The sequence below is a fragment of the Streptomyces sp. DvalAA-43 genome (genome assembly GCF_900091725.1).
GTDB lineage: Bacteria > Actinomycetota > Actinomycetes > Streptomycetales > Streptomycetaceae > Streptomyces > Streptomyces pulveraceus.
Window position 1 is genome coordinate 97,339 of the sequence record NZ_FMBW01000087.1, and the last position, 15,607, is coordinate 112,945.

A 15,607-nucleotide genomic window follows, 5' to 3' on the forward strand; every position below is an offset into this window, starting at 1 on the left:
TGTCGTTCCGATCCGCCCAGGGCCCGCTCGGGAGTGGTCTTGGCCGCGTGCAGGACCGTCCACTCCAGGTCAGCGGCGTTCGAGCGGCGCGGGCAGATGGTCGAACCCATGCGACGGACTCCCTCTCCACGTACGACGTTGATGTACCGATGACACCGACAACAGTGGCCCCCCGCGCAACATTCCCGGGGTGTACGTCACACGAGGGCGGCCAGCCATCCGGTCACGGCGGCGGTCAGGATCCCCATCGCCGCGTCCTGGCCCGGACTGGTCTTCTTCGGTACGGCGAAGCCGTGGTCTCCGTACGGCACTTCGGCGATCTCGTACTCCCCGGGCGGGAATTCGTCGGGCCGTCCGAACGGGTCTCGGCCGCCCTGCACGACGAGCGTGGGCACGCCGGTGCCGAGGAGCTCGTCCGCCCGGGACTTCTCCGGCCGGCCCGGGGGGTGCAGCGGGAAACTCAGCGCGAGGACGGCGCGGGCACCGAGCTCCGCGGCCGTCCGGCAGGCCACCCGGGCGCCGGCGCTGCGCCCGCCCGCGACGACGGGCGCCCCGGCGGCGGTGAGCGCGGGCCACAGCCCCCGCCACCCGGTGTCCAGGGTCTTCGGGGCGGGCGCGAGCCGCTTCCCGGCGACCCGCCACGGCTGCTCCACCAGGGCGACGGTCACCCCGTGGGCGGGCAGCGCGGCGGCCAGGGCCTGGAGGTCGCGGGCCTCGATGCCGCCGCCCGCGCCATGGCCGAGGGCCAGCACCGGGCGGGCGCCGGGGGTCTTCGTCGTATCCGTCGCGGGGAACGTCTTCGTCGTATCCGTCGCGGGGAACCAGGTGATCCTGGCCGGTCCGGCGTCGGTGTCGACCGTTTCGGACCGGTGGCCCGTCTCTTCTGTAGTGCCAGTGCTCACGTGCTCTGTGTTGCTCACGTGTCCCATCCTCCCCGCGGGCGGCTCAGAAGAGGGTGCTCTCTTCCGGGGCGGCCAGTTCTTCCAGCAGTTCGGGCCCGTTGTTGCGGACGTTGCTGACGGCGGTGGCCACCGGGTAGGCCCGCATCAGCCCGCCCGGCGGCGGTGCGAGCAGGGCCCGCAGCTCCTCGACGTCGGTGCGCGACGGGTCGAGCCAGGCGTCCCAGCGGTCCGGGGTCAGCATCAGCGGCATCCGGGGGTGGATGTCGGCGAGCGAGGCCGGGCCGTCGGCGGGGGCGACGGCGAGCGGGGTGGTCTCCGCCTCGGTCGTGATCACCGAGCAGGTCACCCACCAGGCCATCGGGTGGTCGTCCGGCAGGGTCCGGTCGCGCCAGAACTCGTAGAGCCCGGCCATCGCGAAGACCGAGCCGTCGGCGGGCGTCACGAAGTACGGCTGCTTGCGGGGGCGCTTCCGCTTCCCCTTCTCCTCCAGCTGCCGTTCGTCCGCGCCGGTGACCCACTCGTAGTAGCCGTCGGCGGGCAGGATGCAGCGCCGGGAGACGAAGGGGCGGCGGAAGGACGGCTTCTCGTGGACGGTCTCCGCGCGGGCGTTGATCATGCGCGCGGCGCCCTCCGGGGACTTCGCCCAGGACGGTACGAGCCCCCATTTCAGCGCGCGCATCTGGCGAACCGGACGCTGGTCGTCTGCGTCTTTCACAGGACGTTCCAGTACGGCGTAGACCTCCTTGGTGGGCGCCACGTTCCAATCGGGCGCGAGGGCCTCCGCGGGTTCCCACTTCTCGACCTGGAAGAGTCCGGTCAGGTCCTCGGGCCGCCGACTCGCTGCATACCGTCCGCACATGAGTGCCAGACTGCCACGACCGTCAGACCGGCAGGACGCCGATCCCGCCGGCCGAACCGCAAGGAGCCGCCCGCACCATGGACAGCACCGATCTGGGCAACCTGTGGGACCGCGTCTTCGGCACCCAGCCCGCCCCCGCGCAGTGGCTCGTGGTGGTGACCGGCACGCTCGCGCTGTTCGCCGTCGTGCCGAACCCGCTCTGGCGGCTGGCCCGCAACGCGATCACCATCGCGCACGAGGGCGGGCACGGGCTGATCGCGCTGCTCACCGGACGGCAGCTGTCCGGCATCCGGCTGCACTCGGACACCAGCGGCCTGACCGTCAGCCGCGGCAGACCGACCGGTATCGGCATGGTCCTCACCGCGGCCGCCGGCTACACCGCCCCGTCGCTGCTGGGCCTGGGCGGCGCGTGGCTGCTGGTCGAGGGCAGGATCACGCTGCTGCTGTGGGCGGCCACGGTGCTGCTCGCGGTGATGCTGGTGATGATCCGCAATGTGTACGGGGCACTGGCGGTGATCTTCGCCGGTTCGGCCTTCCTGCTGGTGTCCTGGCTGGCCGCGCCGGACTGGCAGTCGCTGTTCGCGTACACCGTGGTGTGGTTCCTGCTGCTCGGCGGGGTTCGCCCGGTCTTCGAGCTCCAGTCCAAGCGGCGGCACGGCGGCGCGCCGGACTCGGACGCGGACCAGCTGTCACGGCTGACGGACGTACCGGCCGCGCTCTGGCTCTTCCTCTTCCACGTGGTGTCGCTCAGCTCGCTGATCGGCGGCGGACGCTGGCTGCTCGGCCTGTGAGATCCGGCGGACGCCCGTGGTAGAGGGCGCCGACCGGCACCGCCTCTTGCGTTACGCCACGGTTTCGGCCCATTTGATCGAGATTCGGGTTTGCGGTGATCCACGGCGAGCGTTCGGCAGTAGGCAGCGCGGGTGAAGGAGCGGGGCTGGGGTGCGTGCATCGCAAGGCGGAGGATTGAGGCATGGCGGAGCCATGGTGACTGACGGCAACGCCGCGAGGCGCGTGCCCCAGCCCCGCGACGCCGCGAGGCCTACTGTCGAACGCTCTAAAGTAAGGGCCATGACCGATAGCTCCGTGCACCCTGCCCTCTGGCCCGCCCCGCATGCGACCGGGGCCGTCGACGCGACGGTCACCGTGCCCGGATCGAAATCGGTCACCAATCGGGCGCTCGTCCTGGCCTCGCTCGCCGCCGAGCCCGGGTGGCTGCGCCGCCCGCTGCGCTCCCGCGACACCCTGCTGATGGCAGAGGCGCTGCGCTCGATGGGTGTCGGCATCGAGGAAGGCGTGGGTCCGGACGGCTCCGGCGAGGCCTGGCGGGTCATCCCGGCCGGGCTGCACGGCCCCACCACGGTCGACGTCGGCAACGCGGGCACGGTCATGCGCTTCCTGCCGCCGGTCGCGGCCCTGGCCGACGGCCCGGTCCGCTTCGACGGCGACCCGCGTGCGTACGAGCGCCCGCTGACCGGTGTGATCGACGCGCTGCGGGTGCTCGGCGCCCGGATCGACGACGAGGGGCGCGGCTCGCTGCCGATGACGGTGCACGGCGGCGGCGCGCTGGACGGCGGACCGGTGGCGATCGACGCCTCCTCGTCCTCCCAGTTCGTCTCCGCGCTGCTGCTGTCGGCGCCGCGCTACAACCAGGGGGTGGAGGTGCGCCACACCGGCGCCCGGCTCCCCTCCATGCCGCACATCCGGATGACGGTCGACATGCTGCGGGCGGTCGGCGCACAGGTCGACGAGCCGGAGACGGGCGGCGAGCCGAACGTCTGGCGGGTCTCCCATTCCGCCCTGCTCGGCCGCGACCTGACCATCGAGCCCGATCTCTCCAACGCCCAGCCCTTCCTCGCGGCGGCGCTGGTCACCGGCGGCCGGGTCACCATCCCCGACTGGCCCGAGCACACCACCCAGCCGGGCGATGCGCTGCGGGAGATCTTCACGGCGATGGGCGGCAGCTGCGAGCTGACCGAGCGCGGCCTCACCTTCACCGGTTCGGGCCGTATCCACGGCATCGACGTCGACCTCGGCGAGGTCGGCGAGCTGACCCCGGGCATCGCGGCGGTCGCGGCCCTGGCCGATTCGCCGTCCACCCTGAGCGGCGTCGCCCATCTGCGGCTGCACGAGACGGACCGGCTGGCCGCGCTCACCAAGGAGATCAACGAGCTCGGCGGCGATGTCACCGAGACCGCCGACGGCCTCCACATCCGGCCCCGGCCCCTGCACGGCGGTACCTTCCATACGTACGACGACCACCGGATGGCGACCGCGGGGTCGATCATCGGCCTTGCCGTCCCCGGAGTGGAGATCGAGAACGTGGCGACCACCGCCAAGACCCTGCCGGACTTCCCGCAGATGTGGACCGGAATGCTCGGGGCCTGAGACATGCGCCGCTACGGCAAGAACCCCGACGAGGACGACATCCGGTTCCGCCCCAACCCGAAGGGCAACCGGCCTCGTACGCACACCCGTCCGAAGCACGAGGACGCCGAGGAGGGCATGGTCCTCACCGTCGACCGGGGCCGCCTCACCTGTCTCGTGGACGGCCGTACGGTCATGGCGATGAAGGCCCGTGAGCTGGGCCGGAAGGCCGCCGTGGTGGGCGACACCGTCTCCATCGTCGGCGACCTCTCCGGTGACAAGGACACCCTCGCCCGCATCGTCCGCATCGGTGAGCGCCGCTCGGTGCTGCGCCGGACCGCGGACGACGACGATCCGTTCGAGCGGGTGGTCGTCGCCAACGCCGACCAGCTGGCGATCGTCACCGCGCTGGCCGATCCGGAACCCCGTCCCAGGATGATCGACCGCTGTCTGGTCGCCGCGTACGACGGCGGGCTCTCCCCGCTCCTGGTCCTCACCAAGTCCGATCTGGCCTCCCCGGACAAACTGCTGGAGGCGTACACCCCGCTGGGCGTCCCGTTCATCGTGACCAGCCGCGAGGAGCTGGAGAACGGCGACGCGGCCGAGCGGGTCCGCGAGCAGCTGCACGACCGGGTCACCGCCTTCGTCGGGCACTCCGGCGTCGGCAAGACCACGCTGGTCAACGCACTGGTGCCGAAGGACCGGCGGCGTACCACGGGAGTGGTCAACGCGGTCACCGGCCGCGGCCGGCACACCACCACGTCGGCGCTGGCGCTGCCGCTGCCCGACTATCGCGGCTGGGTGATCGACACCCCCGGCGTGCGCTCCTTCGGGCTGCACCACATCGACCCGTCCCGGGTGATCCACGCGTTCCCGGACCTGGAGCCGGGCACCGAGGGCTGCCCGCGCGGCTGCACCCACGACGGCCATGAACCGGAATGCGCCCTGGGCGCCTGGGTGGCGGACGGCCACGCCGATCCGGCCCGGCTGGACTCGCTGCACCGGCTGCTGTCCACCCGGGAGCGACGCGAAGGCGACTGACCGGGGCGCGTTTGCGAGCTGCCGCCGCAGGTAAATGCATAATCACATTCAGTGTGGCAAGGCGGTCACCGACGTGGGAGGGCACTGACGATGGCGTGGCTGCTGGTCGTGGTCGCAGGACTTCTGGAGACCGGCTTCGCCGTCTGTCTGAAACTCTCGCACGGCTTCACCCGGCTCTGGCCGACCATCGCGTTCTGCGTCTTCGCCCTCGGCAGCTTCGGTCTGCTGACGATGTCGCTGAAGAAGCTCGACGTGGGACCCGCCTATGCCGTGTGGACCGGCATCGGCGCGGCGGGCACCGCGATCTACGGCATGGTCTTCCTGGACGACGTGGTCTCCACCCTCAAGCTGATCTCGATCTCCCTGGTGATCCTCGGGGTGATCGGGCTCCAGCTCTCGGGCTCGTCCCACTGACCGCGCGTTCCGTCTCCACCGGGGGCGGCGCTCCCGGCCCGCCCGCGTCCGGTGCCCATGCCACCGCCCGGCGCACCAGCGGTGCCGTCTCCTCGGCCTCCGCCGCCGCGGGCACCAGTGCGTAGCTCAGGGCGAGCCGCAGCGCGATCTCGCAGGTCACGGCCAGCACTTCCGGGTCGTGCGACGGCCGTTCCGTGTCGAGTGCGGCCACCGCGCGCTCACCGGCCCGGCGGAGCAGTTCGGCGGGGGCCGGCGGCCAGGGGTCGGCGCGCCGAGGGCCGGGCACCGGGGACGCGCCCAGGGCGGCGGTCGGTGCGGGACGAGGTAAGCGCTCGCTCCAGCACCCGGTGAGCAACGCCCTGACCAGCACGTTCGCACGCGCGGCCCGGACGGTCCAGGCGGCGGTGGCGGCAAGTCTGTCCTCCGTACCCCCGGCCGATCCCAGCGCCCGCTCGACCCCCGCGAGATAGCCCTCGACGGCCTCGCGGACCAGGGCACGGGCCAGGCCGTCCTTGCCGCCGAACTCGTTGTGGAGGGTCTGCCGGGAGACGCCGGCGGCATACGCCACGTCGACCATGCGCACCGAGGTCCAGGGCCGGGTCGCCAGTGCCGAGAGGGCGGCGTCCAGCAGTTCTTCTCGCGCCGTGGGCATCGTCGCCTCCCGCGCCGAGGGCTCCGCGTCCCAGAGTTGACGCGCTCCCGGGGACTGTCAATGGTCCGCGCGGCTCCAGGGTCCTGTAGCCCCGTACACCCGTGATCGATACTGTGACGGCATGCCCGATTACCACGATGATCTGCGCCTTGCCCATGTACTGGCGGACGCCGCCGACGCGGTGACGATGGACCGGTTCAAGGCTCTCGACCTCAAGGTCGAGACCAAGCCGGACATGACGCCGGTGAGCGAGGCCGACAAGGCCGCCGAGGAGCTGATCCGCGGCCACCTCCATCGGGCCCGTCCGCGCGACGCGATCCTGGGCGAGGAGTTCGGGATCGAGGGCACCGGCCCCCGGCGCTGGGTCGTAGACCCGATCGACGGGACCAAGAACTACGTACGCGGCGTGCCGGTCTGGGCGACGCTGATCTCGCTGATGGAGGCCGGTGAGGAAGGCTTCCAGCCGGTGGTCGGCGTGGTGTCCGCGCCCGCGCTGAACCGGCGCTGGTGGGCGGCGAAGGGGGCGGGCGCGTTCTCCGGCCGCAGCCTGACCTCGGCGACCCGGCTCCAGGTGTCGAAGGTGGAGCGGATCGCGGACTCCTCGTTCGCGTACGCGTCGCTGAGCGGCTGGGAGGAGCAGGGCCGCCTCGACGGGTTCCTGGATCTGACCAGGGCCTGCTGGCGCACGCGCGGGTACGGGGACTTCTGGCCGTACATGATGGTCGCCGAGGGTTCGGTGGACATCTGCGCGGAGCCGGAGCTCTCGCTCTGGGACATGGCGGCCAACGCGATCATCGTCCAGGAGGCGGGCGGACGGTTCACCAGCCTGGACGGGGTCCCCGGTCCGGGCGGCGGCAACGCCGCGGCCTCGAACGGGCTGCTCCACCACGAGCTGCTCGGCTATCTGAACCAGCGCTACTGAACCGGCCCACCCGGCCGCACGTACGTACGTCAACGAAGGGCGTCGCGCGCCGTCGCGCGCCCTTCGGGCTACTTCGCCCCCCTTGTTCCGCCCACGCTTCGGTGCAACTCTGAAGGTCCCCCCGCTTGTGAATTTGTGAATCGGCTCACGCGGCCGTTCCGCCAAGGAGGTGGCTCTCTTCATGCTCGTCCGTGACGCCATGAGCACGCTGGTCCTCACCATCGGGCCCGCCCATACGCTCCGCCAGGCCGCCCGGCTGATGTCGGCCCGGCGCATCGGGGCCGCGGTCGTTCTCGACAAGGACGACAGCGGGCTCGGCATCCTCACCGAACGCGACATCCTCGACGCGGTCGGCTCCGGCCAGGATCCGGACACCGAGACTGCCGCCGCCCACACCACCACCGACGTGGTCTTCGCCTCGCCCACCTGGACCCTGGAAGAGGCCGCGGAGGCCATGACACACGGCGGATTCCGCCATCTGATCGTGCTGGACGACCACGGCCCGGTGGGCATCGTCTCCGTCCGCGACATCCTGCGCTGCTGGGCGCACACCGGGCGCCGCCGGCGCCCGGAGCTCATCGGCTGAAGCCCCCGTGGAACGACCGGTGGGCCGGTCTCCCCCGAGGAGGAGACCGGCCCACCGCCGACGACAGTCGTCCGGATCAGCCGCGAAGGGCCTGGACCGCGGCCTCCAGACGCTTGCCGAAGTCGCCGTCCGCCTGGCGGAAGTTGTTGATCGCGCGCTCGGCGATGTCGTCGCGCGACACCTTGGCGATGAACCCGGCGAGGTTGTCGATCAGCCGGGCCTTCTCGTCCTCGGAGTAGAGCCGGTAGAGGTTTCCGGCCTGCACGAAGTCGTTGTCCTCGGCGTGGCTCGGGGCCGCGTGCGTGGCGACCTCGCCGGTGACGGCGGTGGACTCCCACAGCGGGCGGTCGGTCTGGACCGGACCGCCGAAGCTGTTCGGCTCGTAGTTCTTCGCGCCCTTGTGACGGCCGTCGTACAGATAGCCGTCGCGGCTGTTGGTGCGCGCCTCGGTGGCGTGCGGACGGTTCACCGGCAGGTGGTCGGCGTTGATGCCGACCCGGTAGCGGTGGGCGTCGCCGTACGCGAAGAGACGGCCCTGGAGCATCTTGTCGGGGGACGGACCGATGCCCGGCACGAAGTGCGCGGGGCTGAAGATCGACTGCTCGGTCTCCGCGAAGATGTTCTCCGGGTTGCGGTTGAGCTCCAGCTTCCCGATCTCGATCGGCGGGTAGTCCGCGTGCGGCCACACCTTGGTGAGGTCGAACGGGTTGAAGCGGTACGTGGCCGCCTCGGCCGCCGGCATGACCTGGACCTGCACCGTCCAGGACGGGAAGTCGCCACGCTCGATCGCCTCGCGCAGATCGCGCTGGTGGCTGTCCGGGTCCTCACCGGCGAGCTTGTTGGCCTCGGCCTGGGTGAGGTTCTTGATGCCCTGGTCGGTCTTGAAGTGGTACTTGACCCAGAAGACCTCGCCGGCCTCGTTGCTCCACTGGTACGTGTGCGAGCCGTAGCCGTTCATGTGGCGCAGCGTGGCCGGGATGCCCCGGTCACCGAAGAGCCAGGTCACCTGGTGGGTGGACTCGGGCGACAGACCCCAGAAGTCCCAGACGTTGTCCGCCTCCTGCGAGCCGGTGTACGGGTCACGCTTCTGGGTGTGGATGAAGTCCGGGAACTTGATGGCGTCCTTGATGAAGAACACCGGGGTGTTGTTGCCGACGAGGTCGTAGTTGCCCTCTTCGGTGTAGAACTTCAGCGCGAAGCCGCGGGGGTCACGCACCGCGTCGGCCGAGCCGAGGTTTCCCGCGACGGTCGAGAAGCGCAGGAAGGTCTCGGTCTGCTTGCCGACCTCGGAGAGGAACTTCGCCCGCGTCCACTGCGAGACATCGCGGGTCAGCGTGAACGTGCCGTACGCGCCGGCGCCGCGGGCGTGGACGATGCGCTCCGGAATGCGCTCACGGTTGAAGTGCGCGAGCTTCTCCAGCAGCGACTGGTCCTGTACCAGGACGGGACCGCCGACGCCCGCGGTCTGGCTGTTCTGGTTGTCGGCGACCGGCGCGCCGGCCTCCGTGGTGAGGGGTCCCTGCGTCACGTGCGCCTCCTGCGTCGTTCCTGCACATTCGTCTGGTCCTGCACAGCCTGTCCCTTGGCGTATGCCGATCCCGATCCTACAATGGACTTAGTCCAAGTCAAGTGAGCATCCAAAGTCACACCCGTTCGGGACCTGGTCCCTTCACTGTTAGGCTTGTTTCTATGAGTGACCTGTTGGAACGACTTCGCGGACGCGGCTGGCGCATGACTGCGCAGCGGCGCGTCGTGGCCGAGGTCCTCGACGGGGACCATGTGCACCTGACGGCCGACGAGGTCCATGCGCGGGCCGTGGCCAAGCTGCCCGAGATCTCCCGTGCCACCGTCTACAACACGCTGGGCGAGATGGTGACGCTCGGTGAGGTCATCGAGGTCTCCACGGACCGCCGCGCCAAGCGCTACGACCCGAACGCGCACCGGCCCCACCACCACCTGGTCTGCGCGAACTGCGGCACGATCCGCGACGTACACCCGGCCGGCGACCCGATGGCCGACCTGCCGAGCGACGAACGCTTCGGCTTCACGGTCTCCGGCGTCGAGGTGACCTACCGCGGCATCTGCCCCACCTGCGCGGCGACGGGCTGAGCCGAACCGCTCTTCACGACGAAGGCCCCGGCGCGAGCATCTCGCGCACCGGGGCCTTTCGCATGCATCCCCGCGGCGGACGGCACACCTCCCCACCACCGGCACATGCGCACCCCCTTCCCCAATCTGACGGGTAGTCATATCGTCTGCGGCGATCACCTCCGCCCCGCGGCGGATCCGCACCTCGATATACGCGAGGAGAGACCCGTGGGAGATCCGCACCCGACCCCACCGACCACCGCAGCCACCCGCCCCAAGCTCCGCGCCGACGCGCTCACCCGCTCGTTCGGGCGCGGCACCAAGGCCCTGTCCGCCCTCGGCCCGCTCGATCTCTCCGTCCAGCCGGGCGAGTTCACCTGCATCGTCGGCCCGTCCGGCTGCGGCAAGTCCACGCTGCTCAGGATCGCCGCCGGACTGCTCCGGCCCAGCTCCGGCGAGCTGTCCATCCGTACGGCCTCACCCCGTCCGGCGGCGATGATCTTCCAGGACTACGGCATCTACGACTGGAAGACCGTGCTCGCCAACGTCCGGTTCGGTCTCGACATCCAGCGCGTACCGCGCAAGGAGGCCGACGCCAGGGCGCGCGACTGGCTGGCCCGGATGGGGCTCTCCGACTTCGCGGGGGCGTATCCGGCCGCCCTCTCCGGCGGGATGCGGCAACGGGTCGCGATCGCCCGCGCCCTCGCCGTCGAACCCGAGATGCTGCTGATGGACGAGCCGTTCGCGGCGCTCGACGCCCAGCTGCGCACCATCCTCCAGGACGAGCTGCTCGACCTCACCCAGACCACCCGCACCACCACCCTCTTCATCACCCACAGCCTCGAAGAGGCGATCGTGCTCGGGGACAGGGTGCTGGTGATGTCCGCCAGGCCGGGGCGGATCATCGCCGAACGCCGCCCGCCGTTCGGCCGGCCGCGCACCGGCGCCGTCCGGTCGGCACCCGAGTTCACCGCGCTGAAGAGCGAGTTGTGGGAGCTGCTCCGTGGCGAGGTGCGCAGGGAGGCGGTCCCGGCATGACCATCACCGTGAACGCCACCAAGCCCGACGACGGCGTCCTGGTCCGCAGGCCGGGCCCGCAGGAGCTGCGTCCGGTACGCACCCACCGCAGGCGCCGGGCGCTGGAGCTCGGGCTCGCCGTCGCCGTACCGCTGCTTCTCGTGCTGCTCTGGCAGCTGGCCGCCGCGCAGTCCTGGATCGATGCCCGGGTCTACCCCGCCCCCTCCACCATCCTGGCGGACGGCTGGGACCGGGCGGGCGCCGGTGAGCTGTGGCCGGACGTATGGGCCACACTCAAGCGAGTCCTCGGCGGCTATGCGATCGGCACGGTCGCGGGGTACGCGCTCGGTCTGCTGATGGGCTCGCTCTCCCTCGTACGGGCGGCGCTGGAGCCGTTGCTCGACGCCCTGTACGTCGTGCCGAAGCTGGCGCTGCTGCCGGTCTTCCTCAATATGTTCGGCCTCGGCGAAGGCCCGCAGATCGCGCTGGTCGCCGCGACCGTCTTCTTCTTCGTCTGGATCTCCACCATGGCGGCCGTGCTCGCCGTCCCGGTCGGCCACCGCGATGCCGGTCAGGTCTTCGGCGCCTCGCCCTGGCAGATGTTCCGCCATGTGCTGCTGCCCGCCTCGCTGCCCGCGGTCCTGGTCGGGGCACGGATCGCGGCAGGGGTGGCCGTGCTCGTCATCGTCGCCTCCGAACAGATCGCCGCGGCCGACGGTCTCGGCCATCTGATCTTCGACTCCCGGGCGCTGTTCCAGAACGACGTGATGTTCGTCGGCATCGTGTGCGTGGCGGTCCTCGGTGTCGTCTTCTCCGAAGTGGTGCGGACCGTCGGGCGGCTGCTCACCCCCTGGGCCCCGCGCGACCGCGGCCGCGGTAGGTCCTGAACGGCTCCCCACACTCCCCGTACGGAGGCACTGTGCGTACACACACCCCCTTCATCCGCACCGTCGTGCTCGTCACGGCGTCCCTGCTCGGCGCGGCGGGCTGTGCCGGGCAGGACTCCGGCGGCGACGGCGCCCCCGCAGCGCCGCGCACCGTCAGGCCCGTCGCGGGCTGCGGCACCGGCAGCTGGACCGACCCGGCCGACCTCGCTCCCGAACGGAAGGCGGCCCGCTGCGACAAGGGCGCCCCGGCACCCCGGCCCCTGGCGAAGAAGCGGAAGATCACCGTCGCCACCGGCACCCTGAGCGCGGAGTACGTCGCTCCGCTCCAGGTCGCGGTGGCGAAGGGCGAGTTCGCGAAGGAGGGCCTGGACGTCGAACTGAAGGTGCTGCCCACCCCGGACGCCCTGCCGCTGCTCGCCAAGGGCGATGTGGACGCCCAGTGGGCGGCTCCCGAGGCAGCCGTGATGAACGGCGTCAACGGCGGCTTCGACATCAGGTGGGTCGCGGGGAACTTCTCCCCCGACCCCACCTCCAAGAGCGGCCTGTGGGTGCGTCTCAAGGACGGCGAGAGCGCCGACCATGTCGAGATGGCGGGCCGGAAGCTGGGCACCATGATCGGCAAGGGGTCGGTCATCGCGTACCCGATGGACACCTCCCTGAAGAAGCACGGCGGCGGCCTCGACCGGATCAGCTTCCAGCAGCTCGGTTCCGCGGATGTGCTGACCGCGCTGCAGAACGGCGGCGTGGACTCGGCCTGGCTGCTCGACCCGATCTGGCGCAAGGTGGACGGCGACCGGAAGTACGCGTTCCTGGGAGGCCAGCCCGTCGGCGAACCGCTCGGAGGCCTGCTCTTCGGCCCGACGCTGCTGAACGAGGACCCGGACGCGGGGGTCGCCTTTCTCCGCGCCTACATCCGGACGGTGAACACCTACTTCGCCGGCGACTACAAATCCGATCCCGGCTTCGTCGCCGAGCTGGCGAAGCTGCTGAAGACCGACGAGGCCACGCTGCGGTCGACCCCGTCGATGCGGATGGACTGGGAGATACGGAAGGGCACGACGGACCGGCTGCAGCAGGCGTACGCCGATGCGGGCGTCTCGAAGGGCACCCCGGTGCCGGAGGCGAAGGCCGTCGACCGGGCGATGTACTCGGAGGCGGTGGGCCACAAGCTCTGAATCACACGCGGCGCACATACGAAAGGCCGGACCCTCTGCACGACGCGCAGAAGGCCGGATCCTCTAAAGGATCCGGCCTTCTGCTTTCAGTAGCGGGGACAGGATTTGAACCTGCGACCTCTGGGTTATGAGCCCAGCGAGCTACCGAGCTGCTCCACCCCGCGTCGTTGTGTTTAGAACTGTACGTCACCGCTCCGGACCAGCGCAAATCAGTTCCGCCGCCCCGTCCGGTACGGCCGTACCGGGGCCGCACCGGAGCTACGCGGTCAGCTCCTGGTGCAGCGCCTCGCTCAGCCGGGCGGCCCGCTCGGCGACCTCCGCCGGGCCCAGCTGGACCGCCCGCGCGCACCAGCGCTGCCCCTCGGTCAGCTCGCCGCGGCGGGCCGCCAGCAGGGCGAGGCGCAGGGCGGCCCGCCCGTGCCCGTCGTTCGCGGCCCGGCTCCACCACAGCGCGGCCTCGCGCTCGCTGCCCTCGCGGGCGAGCAGCAGCCCGAGGTTGAAGGCGCCGTTGCGGCTGCCCGACTCGGCGGCCTCGCGGTACCAGCGGGCGGCACTGTCCACGTCGCCGCGGGCCGCCGCGAGCATCCCGACCCGCACCTGGGCGCGGCGGTGCCCCTGCTCGGCGGCGCGCTCGTACCACTCCTCGCACTCGGTCTTCTCCGGCATCGGCTCCCCGAGCGCGGGAGGGCCGGGCGGCGGCTGCCGCGAGTCCAGCACCCCGGCCAGCCGGAAGGCGGCCTCCGCGCTGCCGCCGCCCGCGGCGCAGCGCAGATGGCGTTCCGCCTCCTGCTCCTCACCGTGGTGCAGCAGGGCCATGCCGACCTGGAGGGCCGCCTCGGTGTGACCGGCCGCCGCGGCGCGCTCGTACCAGACCAGCGCCATGCGGTCCTCGTCGCGCCCGGAGTACAGGATGCCGAGGTTGAACGCAGCGTCGACGCTGCCCGCCTCGGCCGCCTTGGAGAACCAGGGCTCGGCGCCGGTCGCGTCGCCCGCCTGGAGCAGGAGCACCGCCAGCGCGTTGGCGGCCTCGCGGTGGCCCGCGTACGCGGCGCGGCGGTACCACTGCTCGGCCTGCGGAGTACGGTCCTGGGCCGCGCAGAGCAGGCCCAGGTTGTAGGCGCCGTTGACATCGCCCGCGTCCATGGCGGCGCGGTACCAGCGCTCGGCGGTCTGCTGCTCGCCCCGGGCCGCGTGCAGGGCGCCCAGGGCGTTTGCGGCGTTCCCGTCGCCGTCCTGGGCGGCGCGCAGCCACCACACGGCGGCGCTCTCCTCGTCGCCCGCGTCACGCAGCAGGAAGCCGAGCGCGCAGGCGGCGCGGGCCTCGCCCGCCTTCGCGGAGATGAGGTACCACCGGCCGGCCTCCTTGGGCTCGCCGCGCTGTTCGAGGATGGCGCCGAGGTGCAGGGCGGCACGCCGGTGGCCGCGCGCGGCGGCCTGCCGGTACCACTGCTCGGCCTCGCCCACCCGCCCGGTCGCCGGGCCCGCCACCGGGCCGTCGTCCTTGCGCCGCGCGGCACGGCCGGACGCACCGGGCAGCTCGCCCGCGCCGGGGCCCAGCCCGGGGCGGCCGAAGGCGTCGTGCGGGTCGTCGGCGGCGTTGCGGTCCAGCAGGCGCGCGAGGCGGTACGCGGCTTCCCGGTGCCCCTGCTCGGCGGCGGCGCGGAGCCAGCGCTCCGCACCGACGTCGCTGCGGTGCTCCAGCAGGTCGGCCAGGGCGTACGCGCCGAGCGCGTGGCCCTGCTCGGCGGACTGCCGCAGCCAGTACTCGGCGCCGGGCTCGTCACCGCGCTCGCGGTAGTGGCGGCCCAGCGCGTGCGCCGCTGCGGCGGACCCCGCGACGGCGGCGATGCGCCACCAGCCGGCCGCGTCGTCGACGTATCCGCGCTGGTGGAGGAGGACGCCCAGGTTGTTGGCCGCGGCCCGGTCGCCTTCGGCGGTGGCCCCGCGCAGGTAGGGTTCGGCAGCGTCCAGATCGCCGCGGCGCAGCAGCAGGGCGCCGAGGACGCTCATCGACGCGGTGTCCCCGGCGTCGGCGGCACGCCGATGACGCGCCTCGCTCTCGGCACTCTCCGGGCTCTCGGCGCTGCCGGAAGTCCCCGTGGCCCCGACGCTCCTGCCGGTCCTCGCGCTTCCCGTGTCCTCTGTGAACTCCGTGCTCTCGACGGTCGCGGCACACCCCGCAGTCTCGGCAGTCTCGGTCGCCTTGATGATCTCAGGTGTCTCGGGTGTCTCAGGTGTGTCGGTGGTCTCGTCGTTCCCTGTGGCGGTGCCACCGAATGCCGCATTCATCGCGCTACCCGGTCGATGAACGCGATGCTGCACAAACCGCCCTGTCTCCAACAGAGTTGCCCTGTCCCCCATAAATACCATCGTCGCACCACCTATAACCCGCGTACACCTCGTATATCGCGGCCAGTGAGGTCACTTCAGCGTTTTGTCGACATGCCCACAGAGAGATAAGTCAAACACGTTCGGACCCAACTCGTGCCCCGCGAACCGCACTTCACGCACCTTGCACAAGAAAGTCACCGGGACACGACGAAGGCCCGGATCCTCGAAAGGATCCGGGCCTTGGTCTTTCAGTAGCGGGGACAGGATTTGAACCTGCGACCTCTGGGTTATGAGCCCAGCGAGCTACCGAGCTGCTCCACCCCGCGCCGTTGTGTTGCAACCGTACCACGACGCGGGGGTGAGGCT

The 15,607-nt window shown here is 71.4% G+C and carries 15 protein-coding genes and 2 tRNA genes; 10 read left to right on the top strand and 7 right to left on the bottom strand.

Annotated elements, in window-relative coordinates:
• Positions 1–197 precede the first annotated feature (197 nt).
• Both GA0115234_RS35300 and GA0115234_RS35305 read right to left on the bottom strand, forming a co-directional pair.
• Positions 198–929 (bottom strand): alpha/beta hydrolase family protein, encoded by a 732-nt coding sequence (locus GA0115234_RS35300; RefSeq protein WP_093549888.1) that lies wholly within the window; start codon positions 927–929, stop codon positions 198–200.
• A gap of 16 nt (positions 930–945) precedes the next feature.
• Complete coding sequence (locus tag GA0115234_RS35305) at positions 946–1,761, bottom strand: SOS response-associated peptidase (RefSeq protein WP_093549889.1); 816 nt, start codon at positions 1,759–1,761, stop codon at positions 946–948.
• Between the two features lie 77 nt (positions 1,762–1,838).
• On the opposite strand from GA0115234_RS35305, the gene GA0115234_RS35310 reads away from it, so the two are divergent.
• The 4 genes from GA0115234_RS35310 (at position 1,839) to GA0115234_RS35325 (ending at position 5,583) form a co-directional block, all read left to right on the top strand.
• Complete coding sequence (locus GA0115234_RS35310; protein ID WP_093549891.1) at positions 1,839–2,552, top strand: M50 family metallopeptidase; 714 nt, start codon at positions 1,839–1,841, stop codon at positions 2,550–2,552.
• A 280-nt stretch (positions 2,553–2,832) separates the two neighbouring features.
• Positions 2,833–4,149: a 3-phosphoshikimate 1-carboxyvinyltransferase gene (gene aroA, locus GA0115234_RS35315; protein ID WP_093549893.1), complete on the top strand. Its 1,317-nt coding sequence runs from the start codon at positions 2,833–2,835 to the stop codon at positions 4,147–4,149.
• Positions 4,150–4,152: 3 nt separating this feature from the next.
• Positions 4,153–5,169, top strand: a complete 1,017-nt coding sequence (gene rsgA, locus GA0115234_RS35320) for a ribosome small subunit-dependent GTPase A (protein ID WP_093549895.1) — start codon at positions 4,153–4,155, stop codon at positions 5,167–5,169.
• A gap of 90 nt (positions 5,170–5,259) precedes the next feature.
• Positions 5,260–5,583, top strand: a complete 324-nt coding sequence (locus tag GA0115234_RS35325; RefSeq protein ID WP_093549897.1) for a DMT family transporter — start codon at positions 5,260–5,262, stop codon at positions 5,581–5,583.
• On the opposite strand, the gene GA0115234_RS35330 is transcribed toward GA0115234_RS35325, so the two are convergent.
• Positions 5,513–6,235 carry a TetR/AcrR family transcriptional regulator gene (locus tag GA0115234_RS35330; RefSeq protein ID WP_093549899.1) on the bottom strand — a complete coding sequence of 241 codons (723 nt, stop codon included), beginning with the start codon at positions 6,233–6,235 and terminating at the stop codon, positions 5,513–5,515. The genes GA0115234_RS35325 and GA0115234_RS35330 overlap by 71 nt on opposite strands.
• Before the next feature lie 121 nt (positions 6,236–6,356).
• Here GA0115234_RS35330 and hisN point away from each other — a divergent pair, with 121 nt between their 5' ends.
• Complete coding sequence (hisN, locus tag GA0115234_RS35335; RefSeq protein ID WP_093549901.1) at positions 6,357–7,157, top strand: histidinol-phosphatase; 801 nt, start codon at positions 6,357–6,359, stop codon at positions 7,155–7,157.
• A gap of 181 nt (positions 7,158–7,338) precedes the next feature.
• The gene (locus GA0115234_RS35340; protein WP_093550425.1) at positions 7,339–7,743 is read left to right on the top strand and encodes a CBS domain-containing protein; all 405 of its coding nucleotides are present in this window, start codon (positions 7,339–7,341) and stop codon (positions 7,741–7,743) included.
• A 76-nt stretch (positions 7,744–7,819) separates the two neighbouring features.
• On the opposite strand, the gene GA0115234_RS35345 is transcribed toward GA0115234_RS35340, so the two are convergent.
• Positions 7,820–9,271 (bottom strand): catalase, encoded by a 1,452-nt coding sequence (locus GA0115234_RS35345; RefSeq protein WP_093549903.1) that lies wholly within the window; start codon positions 9,269–9,271, stop codon positions 7,820–7,822.
• Positions 9,272–9,432: 161 nt separating this feature from the next.
• On the opposite strand from GA0115234_RS35345, the gene GA0115234_RS35350 reads away from it, so the two are divergent.
• The 4 genes from GA0115234_RS35350 to GA0115234_RS35365 all read left to right on the top strand — a co-directional run bounded on the left by GA0115234_RS35350 (position 9,433) and on the right by GA0115234_RS35365 (position 12,910).
• Positions 9,433–9,852, top strand: coding sequence for a Fur family transcriptional regulator (locus tag GA0115234_RS35350; protein WP_093549905.1), 420 nt, complete (start codon positions 9,433–9,435; stop codon positions 9,850–9,852).
• Positions 9,853–10,059: 207 nt separating this feature from the next.
• A complete protein-coding gene (locus GA0115234_RS35355; RefSeq protein ID WP_256088895.1) occupies positions 10,060–10,869 on the top strand; it encodes an ABC transporter ATP-binding protein in 810 nt (269 codons plus the stop codon).
• On the top strand, positions 10,866–11,735 hold the full coding sequence (locus GA0115234_RS35360) for an ABC transporter permease (RefSeq protein WP_093549909.1): 870 nt from the start codon (positions 10,866–10,868) through the stop codon (positions 11,733–11,735). Before GA0115234_RS35355 ends, GA0115234_RS35360 begins: the two co-directional genes overlap by 4 nt.
• Before the next feature lie 32 nt (positions 11,736–11,767).
• Positions 11,768–12,910 (top strand): ABC transporter substrate-binding protein, encoded by a 1,143-nt coding sequence (locus GA0115234_RS35365; RefSeq protein ID WP_093549911.1) that lies wholly within the window; start codon positions 11,768–11,770, stop codon positions 12,908–12,910.
• A gap of 90 nt (positions 12,911–13,000) precedes the next feature.
• Here GA0115234_RS35365 and GA0115234_RS35370 read toward each other — a convergent pair.
• The 3 genes from GA0115234_RS35370 to GA0115234_RS35380 all read right to left on the bottom strand — a co-directional run bounded on the left by GA0115234_RS35370 (position 13,001) and on the right by GA0115234_RS35380 (position 15,567).
• Positions 13,001–13,074, bottom strand: a tRNA-Met gene (locus GA0115234_RS35370).
• A gap of 94 nt (positions 13,075–13,168) precedes the next feature.
• Positions 13,169–15,280 carry a tetratricopeptide repeat protein gene (locus tag GA0115234_RS35375; protein ID WP_093549913.1) on the bottom strand — a complete coding sequence of 704 codons (2,112 nt, stop codon included), beginning with the start codon at positions 15,278–15,280 and terminating at the stop codon, positions 13,169–13,171.
• A 213-nt stretch (positions 15,281–15,493) separates the two neighbouring features.
• Positions 15,494–15,567: transfer RNA gene (locus GA0115234_RS35380), tRNA-Met, on the bottom strand.
• Positions 15,568–15,607: the final 40 nt, after the last annotated feature.